12 protein-coding genes are annotated in these 13,738 nt (G+C 43.2%); 3 read left to right on the forward strand and 9 right to left on the reverse strand.

Features of this window, described 5'->3' with window-relative positions:
• Window positions 1-112: 112 nt before the first annotated feature.
• From ACH0AB_RS00280 to ACH0AB_RS00300, 5 genes are all read right to left on the reverse strand, one after another.
• On the reverse strand, window positions 113-859 hold the full coding sequence (locus tag ACH0AB_RS00280) for a phosphate/phosphite/phosphonate ABC transporter substrate-binding protein (RefSeq protein WP_406876743.1): 747 nt from the start codon (window positions 857-859) through the stop codon (window positions 113-115).
• Window positions 859-1,353 carry a PAS domain-containing protein gene (locus tag ACH0AB_RS00285; RefSeq protein ID WP_036601822.1) on the reverse strand — a complete coding sequence of 165 codons (495 nt, stop codon included), beginning with the start codon at window positions 1,351-1,353 and terminating at the stop codon, window positions 859-861. Before ACH0AB_RS00285 ends, ACH0AB_RS00280 begins: the two co-directional genes overlap by 1 nt.
• A gap of 88 nt (window positions 1,354-1,441) precedes the next feature.
• A complete protein-coding gene (locus ACH0AB_RS00290; RefSeq protein ID WP_007117205.1) occupies window positions 1,442-1,804 on the reverse strand; it encodes a roadblock/LC7 domain-containing protein in 363 nt (120 codons plus the stop codon).
• Between the two features lie 474 nt (window positions 1,805-2,278).
• Complete coding sequence (locus ACH0AB_RS00295; protein ID WP_406876744.1) at window positions 2,279-3,157, reverse strand: lysophospholipid acyltransferase family protein; 879 nt, start codon at window positions 3,155-3,157, stop codon at window positions 2,279-2,281.
• 230 nt (window positions 3,158-3,387) lie between these two features.
• Window positions 3,388-4,386: a GNAT family N-acetyltransferase gene (locus ACH0AB_RS00300; RefSeq protein WP_312523337.1), complete on the reverse strand. Its 999-nt coding sequence runs from the start codon at window positions 4,384-4,386 to the stop codon at window positions 3,388-3,390.
• Between the two features lie 407 nt (window positions 4,387-4,793).
• Here ACH0AB_RS00300 and hflX point away from each other — a divergent pair, with 407 nt between their 5' ends.
• The 3 genes from hflX (at window position 4,794) to htpX (ending at window position 8,750) form a co-directional block, all read left to right on the forward strand.
• Window positions 4,794-6,164 carry a ribosome rescue GTPase HflX gene (hflX, locus tag ACH0AB_RS00305; RefSeq protein ID WP_406876745.1) on the forward strand — a complete coding sequence of 457 codons (1,371 nt, stop codon included), beginning with the start codon at window positions 4,794-4,796 and terminating at the stop codon, window positions 6,162-6,164.
• 753 nt (window positions 6,165-6,917) lie between these two features.
• Window positions 6,918-7,682, forward strand: a complete 765-nt coding sequence (locus ACH0AB_RS00310) for a lytic transglycosylase domain-containing protein (RefSeq protein ID WP_406876746.1) — start codon at window positions 6,918-6,920, stop codon at window positions 7,680-7,682.
• Window positions 7,683-7,859: 177 nt separating this feature from the next.
• Entirely contained in the window at window positions 7,860-8,750 is an 891-nt protein-coding gene (gene htpX / locus ACH0AB_RS00315) for a protease HtpX (RefSeq protein ID WP_406876747.1), read from the forward strand.
• Between the two features lie 153 nt (window positions 8,751-8,903).
• On the opposite strand, the gene ACH0AB_RS00320 is transcribed toward htpX, so the two are convergent.
• The 4 genes from ACH0AB_RS00320 to ACH0AB_RS00335 all read right to left on the reverse strand — a co-directional run bounded on the left by ACH0AB_RS00320 (window position 8,904) and on the right by ACH0AB_RS00335 (window position 13,681).
• On the reverse strand, window positions 8,904-9,167 hold the full coding sequence (locus tag ACH0AB_RS00320) for a DUF2789 family protein (RefSeq protein ID WP_188874780.1): 264 nt from the start codon (window positions 9,165-9,167) through the stop codon (window positions 8,904-8,906).
• A 233-nt stretch (window positions 9,168-9,400) separates the two neighbouring features.
• A complete protein-coding gene (locus tag ACH0AB_RS00325) occupies window positions 9,401-10,387 on the reverse strand; it encodes a malate dehydrogenase (RefSeq protein ID WP_007116966.1) in 987 nt (328 codons plus the stop codon).
• Window positions 10,388-10,614: 227 nt separating this feature from the next.
• Entirely contained in the window at window positions 10,615-11,391 is a 777-nt protein-coding gene (locus ACH0AB_RS00330) for a T2 family ribonuclease (protein WP_406876748.1), read from the reverse strand.
• A 304-nt stretch (window positions 11,392-11,695) separates the two neighbouring features.
• A complete protein-coding gene (locus ACH0AB_RS00335; protein ID WP_406876749.1) occupies window positions 11,696-13,681 on the reverse strand; it encodes a lytic transglycosylase domain-containing protein in 1,986 nt (661 codons plus the stop codon).
• Window positions 13,682-13,738 lie beyond the last annotated feature (57 nt).

The raw sequence follows: 13,738 nt of genomic DNA on the forward strand, positions 1-13,738 counted from the left end.
TCCCCTACTATACTATTAAACCCGATTGCAATCAAAACGCTTCAGCATAAAAAAAGCGCAACTCCATCTAAACATGAATTGCGCTGTTGGGCAAGATGATAAGCTTGACCGATTAATCCAATAAGGTATCCATTAAATCAATCATAAACTCACCGTCTTCTTGGGTCATCGGCTCAAAACCGTCACTCATCCCCAGTTCTTGTAAGACTTGTTCACCCTCTGCGGTGTCTTTTAAGCTTAATAAAGCATCGATAAATGGCTCACTGTCGGTAAAACTCTCTTTAACCAGTAGCACATGGCTGATATCGCTCAAATCACTTTCAATCAATACCTGCATCTGCGATAAGGTCAAGCGTGACAAGCTATGATAAACTTCAGATAAAAAGAATGCCGCATCGGCTTCGCCTTTAATCAAATTACGCGCAGCGGCTTGGTAAGTCTCGGTAACTTTCCAAGTAATGTCCGTTTCTAACAAATCCACGGCTTCTAGCAGACGAAGCCCAATTAATTTGACATCACGGTTGTCTGCCATGGCAATGGTGCAGCCTGCTTTTAAATCCTCAAGTGCTACAATGCCGCTGTCGGCTTTTGCGGCAATCACCATTTCATCAGATTTGCCCAGTGGACGCGCCACCGCGCGATAACCCTGCTCCCGAATCATTGTCGCTGCGTCAAAGGGATTGTCATAGATAATATCCACGTTTTGCGCTTGGATTAAGTCGTTTTGTTCATGTGCAGACGCCGGTGTCAGTAAGTGAATGTGAATGCCGGATTTTTTTTGTAGCAGTGTATTTAGCATATGCCAGCCGGCAAAACGCTCAGGCGCGAAGTCAGGCGCAATGAGTAAATTAATTGTCATTAGGCTTGCTCCTCTAGCATTTTGCGATACAGTGCTTCAGCTTGCGCGATTTTGCTGCGTGATGGTTTGCGTCGTACCGAGGTGTAGCCAACCGTTTCGCCATGGCGGATATTGGGCACAGCCGTTGCATACACCCAGTAGTAGCTGCCATCTTTGCACAAGTTTTTGACATAGCCATGCCATTTTTTACCCGCTTCGACTGTTTGCCACAAGTCTTTAAAGGCGGCTTTGGGCATTTGTGGATGTCGCAAAATATGATGCGGCGCGCCAATTAATTCATCACGGCTATAGCCACTGATATCCACGAAGGCGTCATTGGCGTGGGTGATAATGCCATCTAAATCCACGCGTGAAACGATAAGTTTGCCATCTGGGTAAGGTAGCTCGTTTTCGGTGGTATAAACGACACGACTTAAGCCATCTGAGTAAGTCAGACGATGCGCTGTGGCATCGCCCGCCGGTTTGTCCATATCGGGTAATTGTACAGATTTCATTACCTCTCCTTATAAATTTTTGATTGAGTCACGGTTGCTAATATTAGTGATTGGCTGAAAAGGGGAAACTTTTTAATGTTTATAAGTTTTAGATAAGTTTTGATAAGGCTTCAGCCGCACGCTTCATATCCAAGAACACCAGACCCAATTTGGCATTTGGTTTGGTCAAAATGGTCAATACCGCTTCTGTACCCGATGCCGACATAATCACATAGCCTTTTTCGCCTTGCACCATAACGCGCTCGATACTGCCACGCGCTAGTTCTCGACCTGCACGGTCACCGAGTGATAGCAGCGCGGCTGACATCGCACCGACACGGTCTTCATCAATGCCCGCTGGCAATGCTGACGCAATCATCAGACCATCGGTTGAAATCAACGCCGAGGCTTCTACGTCTGCTGAAGAGCTGTTTAGGTCATTTAAGATTTGTTGGAACATATCGGTACGCATATCAAGAACCTTTTTAGTAAACAAATTTAGAGGGTTAGTGAAAAAATTTAGGGGTTGGTGAAAAAATTTACCGGTCAAAATAACCACAAGCTTGCACTCATCTAATCGGTATTAAACTCATTCATCATTGTGGTGGGCAAAGTGTAAAAATAACGGTGCAAAAATAATCGTATAAAAACAACCGTGCTCAAATAGATGACAAACGTTGTCAAGTGATGGTTTGATTAAGCATGGCTCATGGGTAATTGATGCAGGTTAATGGTTCAGCCGCTGTAGCGACCATTTAATCGCAAGTGATTGTCACATAACGTTTTGTTGCGCATATGATAACAGATTTGATGAAATTTTTACATTTTATTACAATACAATGAGACTGAAAAATTTTAGTGAACGTTTATGATATTCATATAATAAAAAAAAGCCAAGACAATAACCGCTTGACTTTAATAATTAACTAAAAGAAAACCGTAACTATTAAGGCTGTTTAGCGTGAACCACTTGTTGGTGCAAACGCGCCAATCCATCCACCATGCGCTGTTGCAAGATGGTGGTAATTTCATTTCGGGTTTTACCCGCAGGGTCAATGGCTGCTAACGGCAACACATACGCTTTGGTAGGACGATTATCAAGGACACGTTTGACGCTATCTATCAACCCAATATCGCCATAATACGGAATGTTTTGGTCAAGCTCGCCATCTTGGTTGACATAGCAAATCACAATCGGTTGAATGAGCACTTGGCTGTCCATCGCAGACTGCAACAAGTTACCATATATACGTTTAATCGCTGTGCCGTCTGTGGTCGTCGCTTCTGGGAAGAAAACCACGGGTGAGCCTTGCGATAAAAACTCACTCATTTGCTCACTGATTTTACTGGTATCGCCCGAACCGCGCTTGATAAATAAGGTATTGGCGGTGGACGCCATCCAGCCAATCACCGGCCAATGCGCAATTTCGGCTTTGGACAAAAAGAAAGTCGGTACAATACTACCCACCACAGGGATATCGAGCCAAGAGATATGGTTGCTCGCCCATAGCGCGTGATGTGTCGGTATTGGCTCAAGTGCAGTCACCTCAATGCCTAACGATTTGAGCGATTTTTTACAGAATTTTTGAATCAATTGGATGATTTGCTGATTATCGGGATTTGGTGTGCGGCTAATTTGCCAAGCATAGCCAATACCTGTTTGAATCGCAGCCATTAAGCTCACAACGCGCTTGCTGCGTTGCCACTGGGTCGCCAAATTCTTTTTACTGTAGGTAGCAGGTTGTCGCAGTTGTTTTGCCGTTTCGCTTAGTAGGTTGTTAATCGTCAGCACAGATGGGGCGAGGTTAGAGTCAGATTTTTGCATAAGGTAAATATTTGAGTGAAAAATTGTGAATGTAGTATAACAAATTATTAGGCACACGGCTTACTAGGTCTGTTTGAGTTTTAGCAATAACCCAATAGCAATCACTAAGTAACAATACCTAAGTATCAATAACCGAGTAATAATAACTAAGTATCAATCACTCAATAACAGTAACCAAACCCAGTTTATTCTGATTAAGATTATCACCTTTGTCTTTATCAATAAACAAGTTAGTGCAAATAGTGCTGATAGCGCGGTTTGACCTGTTCAAACGGCAACCAAACAAACACATCAGCACAATCAAACTCAGGGTCATAACAAGCCGCTGCGCCCAGACTACAGCCCATTTTGACATACATTTTTAACAGCGCTGGCAAGGCAAAATTTTGCGGATTCGCCAAGTCCACATCAGCCACTTGCGCCAAGTCGATAGCGGATAATTTGTCTTCTGGCAATTTACGGGTCACTTTGACATCTAGCTTGGTACTATCAAGCTGATGATCTAACCAGTTTTGCACATTGCCCTCTTCCATCGGAACTGAGGCACAGCCCATAAACGCATTGACATTGTAAGCTTTGGCGACTGCCGCGATAGATTCCCACAAATGATTAATCGTGGTAATACCTCGGTAATCTGGGTGAACACAGGTGCGACCGATTTCTAGCACATTATAGGGGTAATCATCGAGCAAGCGACCTAATCTAAACTCATGCTCGCTATAAAATTGCCCAGCTTTTATCGCGCCGTTTTTATCCAATAATCGGGTGGTTGCCACCGCAAGTGGTTGCCCAAAGCTATCTTTTTTGGTTTCGTCATACACCACCACATGGGTGCAATAATTATCAAAATCGTCCCGATCTAGCGGCTGCTCCGAGCTTGGATGAAATCCCGCAAAACTTACAGAAAACGCTTGGGTAAAGGTCAAAGTACGTAGGCGCTGGGCATTGAGTAAATGCTGCTGGGTTTGTAGCGAAAACTTATCCTCACTCACGTTAATAATCACTGACTTAAATAACGGGCGATGACGCGCACTTGGGCGGCTAAGCGTTGGCTTCACCAGCGGGGCTAGGGTCTCTACCACTGCCATATCAGCAAAATTATGTTCCAGCAACTGCGCAATCAACTGGGTATTAAAAAGACTATCAACAGGATAAGTGGCGATATCTTCGTATAATTTGGCGCCGTTATTTTGTTCTACAAAATTAGTTTGTTCTACAAAATCAGTCATCTTACTGTTACCTATGGTGATTTTTGCTATGGCATTGGCCAGCTGCTGAGCGAAAAATGCCTTAGCTTGTCATTGACTCATTGTCAAAGCTACAAAGCCCCCATCATCCGATTTGATGGTCAGTCTGCATAAGCTCAGTATGCGTGACACCAGTGTCGTTTCAATGACGTTTTCATGGCAAAACCATGACCAAACCTGCGCCTTTACCCCCGTTTTAAGTTACTAATTGTAAATTTGACTAAAAGTTCTGCAAAAAAACCTTATATTGATATATATAACCCATCTATCATGTCTAGCGCTTTTCTAACGCGGCTATCGACTATTTAAGCGAATGTTTAACCTAATAGACTTAGATAATACATTTAGATATAGACACATTTTTACACTCACAACGAAAGGATAAATCATTGGAGTATTTTGAGCGTTATGAAGGTGGTGAAAAAGCCATCTTAGTCCATTTAAACATTACCCATCTCAATGACCCAGACGATTTGGAAGAATTTGAATTGCTGGTGGATTCGGCAGGGGCGCAAAAACAAGCCTTGGTCACAGGTACGCGGTCTAAGCCTGACGCTAAATACTTTGTGGGTACGGGTAAAGCCGAAGAAATCGGGGAACTTGTCAAGCAATACGAGGCAGATATTGTCATTTTTAACCATAGTTTGACCCCATCGCAGGAACGCAATATTGAGCGCTTGGTACAGTGCCGTGTACTTGATAGAACGGGTCTTATCTTGGATATTTTTGCCCAGCGTGCTCGAACCTACGAAGGTAAACTGCAAGTTGAGCTTGCCCAGCTCAATCACTTAGCGACTCGCTTAGTACGCGGCTGGATGCACTTGGAACGCCAAAAAGGCGGTATTGGTCTGCGCGGCCCAGGCGAAACCCAGCTTGAAACCGATAGACGCTTGTTACAAGTGCGTGTCGGGCAGCTCAAAGCCAAGCTTGATAAGGTCAAACAAACCCGCGCGCAAGGTCGTGCCAAACGCCAAAAATCATCAGTACCGACAATTTCATTGGTGGGTTATACCAATGCGGGTAAATCTACCTTGTTCAATACCCTGACCCATGAAAACACCTATGCCGCCAATCAGCTATTTGCGACGCTTGATCCGACGTTACGGAGTGTGTCATGGTCAGGCGTGGGTAAGGTGGTACTTGTCGACACGGTCGGTTTTGTTCGTCATTTGCCGCATGAGCTAGTGGAAGCCTTCCATGCCACGCTAGAAGAAACCTTAGAGGCAGATTTGTTACTGCATGTCATTGATAGTCACCGTGAAGACATGCATGAGCAAATCGCCGCGGTACAATCCGTGTTAGCGGAAATTGATAATCAAGTGCCTGTGCTAAATGTGTTTAATAAAATTGATCTCACAGGTGAGCCGCCGCACATCGGTTATAGTGATAAAGCCAAGCCCAATCGGGTGTATGTCTCTGCCCATGAGCAATTAGGTATCGAGCAACTCACCCTTGCCGTGCAGCAGTTATTGGTAGGTCAATTACAGCGGTTTGAATTAACCTTACCCGCCAATTTTGGACAATTGCAACACGAACTGCATAAGTTAGAAGTGATTGAAGACCTCAGCTACGATGAAACAGGTCAAACCAAACTGACTGCCATGATGTCGGTGGACAAGCTTAAGCAGTTGTTGGGTGAATTTGGTATCGCCCCTGAGGAAGTGTTGTCGCAAGAACAAGCCAAACTGCTTGCGCCAGTGCTTGAGCCATTTGAACAATTGCTACAGCAGCAACCATTGGATACTGCCGACGAGACATAATTTTATAGCCATTGGCACCATTAGACCTGCATCAATCTTAAGTCGGTGCAGGTTTTTTTGGTTTAATAAACGACCTTACGACTCGATAAAATAAGCTGACGGGCTATGCGTTAATTAAATCTTAAAAATATATTCAACACTTTGTCATTTTTTTGTCATGTAGCAAATGGGCTGTGAGATTTTTTTCGGTTTTATTGGTGTTTATTTTGTTTTATTTGTTATAAATATCAATTATTTAGGTCATTTTCCCCAATTTATGTGGATAACCATGTGGATAACTTATGACTTGACAACAATAACCCGCATATCACTATAGGCTATCTCTAAATTGGTTATTTTTTAACCAATTATTTTCTTAATATAAATCAAATAGTTATGGTTTTTTGCAAAGTGCAAGCAAAAAATTTTACTTTTTTTTTTAGATTTTGGCCTTGAAAATTTGATAGTTAATTTGGCTAAAAATTCCAACTCATATATTGTTGAGTCCATGGCATGAAACCCAACAGGTTGACAAGTTTTTTGGCCATTTTTCCTCTTTTTCCCCCTTATCTGATTTTTTGTAAACTTTAACCAGTTTTTGATAGATTTATGGTATATTTCCTGCCAATTCTTTTATAATACTGTTATCAAATGTCATTGAAACATAACGAATTTTATCTTTTTATGTCGGTTTAAAGCATTACGCTAACTTCAAATTTTATAGTCATGTGCTTTACAGTCACGTATTGTCAAAAATTTAACATAGGTATATTTATGGTATTGTTTGCAAAGAAACCTCGCCTACCTTATTGGCTAGCGGCTTCTCTATTGTCATTGGGCAGTTTGGCAAATATGCATGCAGCGAACGCTGGCAATATGTATGTGTTTAAAGACAGTAATGGTCAAGTGCTGTTGACCAATGTAGTCAGCAACAACCGCCCTGCAGGGAATAACTTCCAAAATTTTACCAAAAAAGTCAAAGTAACTTATTACGCGGATACCAATGTGCATAGTTATAGCAATTGGGGCGCCAATGAAGCTGCAGTACCTGCCAGTGCGCGTGGCAACAAAAATAGCTACGATAGCATGATTGTGGCTTCGGCGCTGCGTCATGGGGTCGATCCTGCATTGATGAAAGCCATGATGCATACTGAATCAGGTTTTAATCCCAATGCGCGCTCACCTGTTGGGGCACAGGGGTTAATGCAATTAATGCCTGCGACAGCTAGACGGTTCGGTGTGTATAACGCTTGGAACCCTGCCGAAAACATCGAGGGCGCAGCCAAATATTTGAAATTTTTACAAAGCCGTTTTGGTAATATCCAGCATGTGATAGCGAGCTACAATGCGGGTGAAGGCAACGTCATAAAGTATGGCGGTATTCCCCCATTTCGTGAAACCCGTGACTACGTACAACGTGTGTTAAGCCGCTACAACAACCTATATCGCAATGATCCCAACCTGCGCTCTAGCACTAGCAGCAATGGTTTGCAAAATGTTAGCTACAATTCATCAAATGCTTATACGATTGTCCGCTAACAACCATATCTATAAGCCAGAAGCCCAAAGCCAGTGTAATACTGGCTTTTTTTATGTTACAAATTTATGCCACTTTTCCCTTTAATTTGTTGCATTAAACGTTATTATACTAATCATCATCGTCAACTTATTGTTGATAAGTATATTTTATCGTTTGATTGTCTTTAGGAAACCGTCATGTTACGAATTGGCTTATTTCTTTTAACTAACCTAGCGGTAATGGTGGTGTTTGGTATCGTCATGAACATCATTGCGCCAATGCTAGGGTTCAATTTGGGCGGCACAGGCACGACTAGCCTGCTGGTGATGTGTTTCATCTACGGTATGATAGGGTCTTTTGTATCGCTGTTGATGTCAAAATGGTTGGCAAAGCGCTCTACAGGTACGCAAGTTATTGAACAGCCTGCTACCCAGTTGGAAGTTTGGCTGGTCGAAACGGTTCGCCGTTTAGCGCAAAACGTCAATATTGATATGCCAGAAGTGGGTATCTTTGATAATCCGTCACCCAATGCCTTTGCCACAGGTTGGAATAAAAACAAAGCTTTGGTTGCGGTATCGACTGGGTTACTACAATCGATGAACCGAGAAGAAGTGGAAGCGGTACTTGCTCATGAGATTGGTCACGTTGCCAATGGTGATATGGTAACCTTAGCGCTTGTTCAAGGGGTGGTTAATAGCTTTGTGATGTTCTTTGCCCGCATTGTGGGTTTATTTGTTGATCAGGCGGTATTTAAAAACGAGAGCAACGCGCCTGGCATGGGCTATTACATTACCAGTATGGTGTTAGATATTGTGTTTGGTATTGCCGCACAAGCAGTGGTCATGTGGTTCTCTCGTTACCGTGAATACCGTGCAGATGAAGCAGGCGCGCGTTTGGCGGGTAAATACAACATGATTGCTGCGCTTGAAGCATTAAAACCTGCCAGCCAGCATCCCGACTATATGCCACAAGGCATGAAAGCCTTTGCGATTAATGAAGGTAAAGGGGGATTTAGTTTTGCCCAGTTATTTGCCAGCCATCCCTCCCTTGATGACCGTATTGCCCATTTACAAAAATTGGCTCAGTAATTATTTTGACCACTTGTTTTAGCTATATGTTTTAACTATTTTTCTTTTTTAGCAATGTAAAAAACCCAATCACTGATTGGGTTTTTTAGTTATTGTTTAATACACTCAGATAATATCCTCAAAAGTATTAAAACTCAACAGTATTAAAATGACTTATTTGGTCAGTTTTTGTGCATCCATGGCATCTTTGTGCAGACGGGTGTTGAGCTCATCGATGATTTCAATCCAACCCGCATCTGCACGGTATTCGTCTTTTAAAAATTTACGTTGGTTGTCGCTCCAAAAAGGCGCATCGCTCAGCTGGACTGATTGCGCCAATTGATTTTCTTGAATAAATTGTTCAACCGCGGCATCATCGCCATCCATACCCATTTGCTCAAACAACATATTAATGTTTCTTTCGCCATCTGTCATCATTGTGGTTCTCCTAGTACTCTAAAAAGTATCAATGGTTATTGTAATATCATTATTTTTAGCACTCGTTTTATTTAAAAACCATCAAAAAAGTGCCACAGGTTATTTATACCGTCAGACCATTGTAGTCAAAACTGGGTAAAAAAAATGTGATTTGATTGTATAGTGTGGTTATTTCATGTAAAAAAACCAGCCTAATGAAGCTGGTTTTTTTCGGTTAAAATATTCTAACCTAATTAGTTAGGAAGTAAGTGACTTACTGCATCACGCTCTTCAGCCAATTCAGTTTCAGTGGCTTTCATTTTTTCTTGTGAGAAAGCCGATGAAACGTCTAGCCCTTCAACAATTTTCCAGTCGCCATTTTGGCAAGTACATGGGAATGAGTAGATAAGACCTTTTTGGATACCGTATTCACCATTTGAGTAAACACCCATAGATACCCAATCATTCTCATCGGTGCCTAGTGCCCATGAACGAATGTGCGCAATCGCAGCGTTTGCAGCAGATGCCGCTGATGAGGCACCACGTGCTTTAATGATGGCAGCACCACGTTGTTGTACGTTAGGGATATAAGTACCTTCGTACCAATCACGTTGTACTTGCTCTAGGGCAGGTTGACCTTTTACAGTAGTGAAAGTCAAATCTGGGTACTGGGTTGAAGAGTGGTTACCCCAAATGATCATTTTTTTGATGTCATTCACGGTGGTTTCAGTTTCTTCAGCCAGTTGCGCCATACCACGGTTGTGGTCAAGACGTGTCATCGCTGTAAAGTTACGTGGGTCTAGGTCTGGGGCATTGCGCTGTGCGATTAAGGCATTGGTGTTAGCGGGGTTACCCACAACCAATACTTTGACATTACGGCTAGCGTTGTCATTTAACGCTTTACCTTGTGCAGAGAAGATGGCGGCGTTGGCTTCGAGCAAATCTTTACGCTCCATGCCAGGACCACGAGGACGGGCACCTACCAGTAGGGCATAGTCCGCATCTTTGAACGCAACATTAGCGTCGTCAGTTTGTACGACGCCCGCTAGCAATGGGAATGCACAATCTTCAAGTTCCATTACCACACCTTTTAAAGCTTCTAAGGCTGGCGTGATTTCTAATAATTGTAAAATGACAGGTTGGTCTTTACCTAACATATCACCCGATGCGATACGAAATAATAATGAATAACTGATTTGACCAGCAGCACCAGTCACCGCAACACGAACAGGCTGTTTCATTGAAAGCTCCTATTATGATAAGTACAAGATCCTTTGCAAAAGCAAGGCAGTGAAAAAAGCAGAAAAAGTTGTCTAAAAAAGCTTGCCTAGTTTATCACTTGTCACCATCAAAGACCATAAATTTATGGGATCAATTGTCGGGTGAGTTTGACAATTATGGGTTCAAGACCGTCAAACACCAAGATAGAAAATACTGAAAACTAGGCAAAAACTGATACCGCCATCCCTCAATAATTGCCATCAATCAAAAACTGACTGGGACAGGCGTAAGAGCGGGTGGCACATTGGGCAAAACGTCCATTGTTGTCATAGCACACGTTGATATAGGTCAATACAGATTGACCTGCACTATTTTTTTGACAGAAAAAATTAAACGAGTTTGGCTTCATGCCGGGGTTTAAAGATAACAATTGGCGGCTAAAACCACTGGACGCGAATCGATAACTGCGACCGCTACTGAGTTCTTTTGGGAGTTTTAATTGACTGGCAAGCGAGTTAATGGTACGAAAATAATTAGGGGTACTTAAACCACTACAGCGGCCATACTGCTGCCAGATATTTTTGCGAATATTACCATCTGGAATGACTTTTGAGGTGATCTTTTCTTGCAGTGGCGACATGCTGTAACGGCTATTACTACAAAACTGGTTCGCCACCCGATAAAAATTCACCGTCATCGGGTTGCCTTCGATACATTGGCGAAGATTACCCATGTATGGGTTGAGCTTGCAGACAGCAGGGGATAATTCCACCCCTAAAACACTGTCTGCATGGGCAGCTGGGGTTGCTATAGTACCCATCACCGCCAAGCAGCTGAGTGACAAATAGCCGCTAAACCTTGCGATTTTTTGATGACTTGAGTTGATAACTAAACTAGCTAAATTTGCCGCCGCCTTATCATCTTTAAACTGTAATGGAAACTGTAACGATGCCCATTTGACGGCGTGTGATGCCGCGTGCAAGTTGGTAAAATCGAGTAACGTTTTTAGACAAGATGACAGCATAACAATTAAACCAAATAGTTGGTGATTAAAAACAAGCAGGTTGTTTTAACGTTTACAGTGAGCTTTTAAAATAGAAGGGATAAAAGTGGTCATTGACTTATCAATTTTTTGCTTGAAATAACTAAATATTTGCCAAACGAAACTAATATTTATGAGTCATGCCAATTTTTTGAAATCATACTGATTAGGTCAGAATTTGTAAACCCTGTATATACTAAAAAACAACAGTAATTTATTGACTGTTATCAATCAATTAGCTGTTGTTTTTTAGCGGATTTAGCAGGTTTATTTAATTCAGATTAATTTAATATTTAGCAGCAATGGTACCCATACGCTGACTAATCGGTTGGTTGCTGCCGCCAAGGAGCACATCATAATTGGTCGCATTTTCCATCACGGCTTTGACATAATTGCGCGTTTCTGCATAAGGAATAGTCTCAACATACTGATCGGCCGCTAGGCTACCGTTCTCAGGTTGCCAAGTTTTGGCCTTACCTGGTCCTGCATTGTAGCCCGCGGTGGCTAGTACAGGCTGACCGCCCAATTTATTTAAAATATCGCCCATATAATACGTACCATAGCGGATATTGGTATCACCCCCTGCGACGCGAGATGGTTCATACGGTTCGCCCAATTTACGTGCGATATAGCGCGCGGTGTCTGGCATGATTTGCATTAACCCCCCTGCTCCGACACCCGAACGCGCGCCGATATTAAAACGGCTTTCTTGACGCATGATGCCATACGCCCACGCAGGATCGATTCCCGCTTGGCGGCTGTATTGCACGACACTAGACTGATGGGGCATTGGGAATGCCAGTGCCGAATTTGGAATCGTTTTGGTGGATTCCAATGCGTAGATAGCACGGTCGTACCATCCCATGTCCGATGCGGTTTGCGCTGCTGCCAAAATCATCGTCTCATCACCACGGTCACGTGCTTTTTTTACTGCCCAGTTCCATTCACGGTTGGTATAGCTGGGATTAGCGGCAAGTTTATAGAGGGTAAATGCGCGATTAAAGAAACTATCGTTTGCGAGGCGTGAGTAATCACTATTACTCACCGGTGGATTGGTCGGCAATCGGTCAAAACGCTGCCCCAGTTGGTCTTTGGCAAGCAGTCCATAATAGTCATTGGTTTGCGCCAATTGACTAAATAGCTGATTGGCTTGTTGACGCTGCTGGTTAGTGCCGCCCAATTTGTAGGCTTTGGCAAGCCAATATTGCCATATCGGTTGCTGCTGATTTTTATAGTCCATTGCGCCAATCGCTTGTGCCAAATCTGACCATCGGCTATAGCGTATCGCTGCTTGGGCATAGTTTTCGGCTTCTTCATTGTTAAATGGTACGCCCAGACTTTTTTGCATCCAATCAACCGCGTCACTACTAAACCCTTGATCGGTATTGACGCCCATCCTTGCCACACCCAAGGTACGGTAGGCATATTGACGAGTTTTGGCATCAAAAAACTGCGGGTTTCGCCCCACATCATAGTTGAGCTGCATCGCCGCTTCACTGACAGATTTTTTGGCAAGTTGCCCTAAGCCATATAAATATAAATACCGATTGCTGGCGGTCGCTGGCATACTTCCGAGTTGTGAAAAAAACGCATTAGGACTGCTACTGATGCTCATGAGCTGATTGTAGCTCAGCTGCACGCCCAATCGGCTGGCAAGCTGCACGATATCACCATTGTTGCCCGTGCGTAGCATACGGTACAGTCGCTGCTCACGGTCATCATTGCTAACCATGCGATTGCCATTGAGCTCTGTCGCCAACTGTTGGCAAAGCTGTGGCAATTTTTTATCAGTATTGAGCCAAACATTACCTTTTTCGGTATAAGCGCGCATGCTATCGCCACCATGATTGAAGCCTAACGCAATGGCACAAGCTTCACTGGCATCAGGATTGGTTACATAGCTCGCCACTTGTCTAACCGCATCATAATCACCCATCCGCGCTTTGGTTTCCGCATAATCCGCTGCCAATTTTTCTGCCATCGCTGTTTGTGGATAACGGTTGGCAAAACTCACAATCGCTGATGCCGGCTGAGCGTCTAAGTCTTTATTAAGCTGCCAATATTCTGGATACATGTCTAGACTGCCACCCGCCATCATTTGCTGATAGTTGCCCATTTGCGATAAGTTGCCACGGCTAGCTTCACGTTCGGCTTGGTTAAAATAACTATCCGCCGTGCTAGGCGTCCCTACAGAATAGCTACTTGCACAAGCAGACTCTGCAAAAACAGCAATCACACCGCATGAAATCATCGAAAGCTTGAGATTTTTCATAATATATTGGTAAGACCTTTAATAAGAAATAAGATAAATAGGCAAAAAATGACAAAA

The organism is Moraxella sp. 179-F 1C4 NHS, from assembly GCF_045370505.1.
Lineage (GTDB): Bacteria > Pseudomonadota > Gammaproteobacteria > Pseudomonadales > Moraxellaceae > Faucicola > Faucicola tetraodonis.

Excerpts from the sequence above, each read along its gene's own strand:
- ACH0AB_RS00325 (WP_007116966.1), bottom strand. The coding sequence starts at position 10,387 with ATGAAACAGCCTGTTCGTGTTGCGGTGACTGGTGCTGCTGGTCAAATC.
- ACH0AB_RS00320 (WP_188874780.1), bottom strand. The coding sequence starts at position 9,167 with ATGATGACAGATGGCGAAAGAAACATTAATATGTTGTTTGAGCAAATG.
- ACH0AB_RS00335 (WP_406876749.1), bottom strand. The coding sequence starts at position 13,681 with ATGAAAAATCTCAAGCTTTCGATGATTTCATGCGGTGTGATTGCTGTT.
- ACH0AB_RS00310 (WP_406876746.1), top strand. The coding sequence starts at position 6,918 with ATGGTATTGTTTGCAAAGAAACCTCGCCTACCTTATTGGCTAGCGGCT.
- ACH0AB_RS00295 (WP_406876744.1), bottom strand. The coding sequence starts at position 3,157 with ATGCAAAAATCTGACTCTAACCTCGCCCCATCTGTGCTGACGATTAAC.
- htpX (WP_406876747.1), top strand. The coding sequence starts at position 7,860 with ATGTTACGAATTGGCTTATTTCTTTTAACTAACCTAGCGGTAATGGTG.
- ACH0AB_RS00285 (WP_036601822.1), bottom strand. The coding sequence starts at position 1,353 with ATGAAATCTGTACAATTACCCGATATGGACAAACCGGCGGGCGATGCC.
- ACH0AB_RS00300 (WP_312523337.1), bottom strand. The coding sequence starts at position 4,386 with ATGACTGATTTTGTAGAACAAACTAATTTTGTAGAACAAAATAACGGC.
- ACH0AB_RS00330 (WP_406876748.1), bottom strand. The coding sequence starts at position 11,391 with ATGCTGTCATCTTGTCTAAAAACGTTACTCGATTTTACCAACTTGCAC.
- ACH0AB_RS00280 (WP_406876743.1), bottom strand. The coding sequence starts at position 859 with ATGACAATTAATTTACTCATTGCGCCTGACTTCGCGCCTGAGCGTTTT.
- ACH0AB_RS00290 (WP_007117205.1), bottom strand. The coding sequence starts at position 1,804 with ATGCGTACCGATATGTTCCAACAAATCTTAAATGACCTAAACAGCTCT.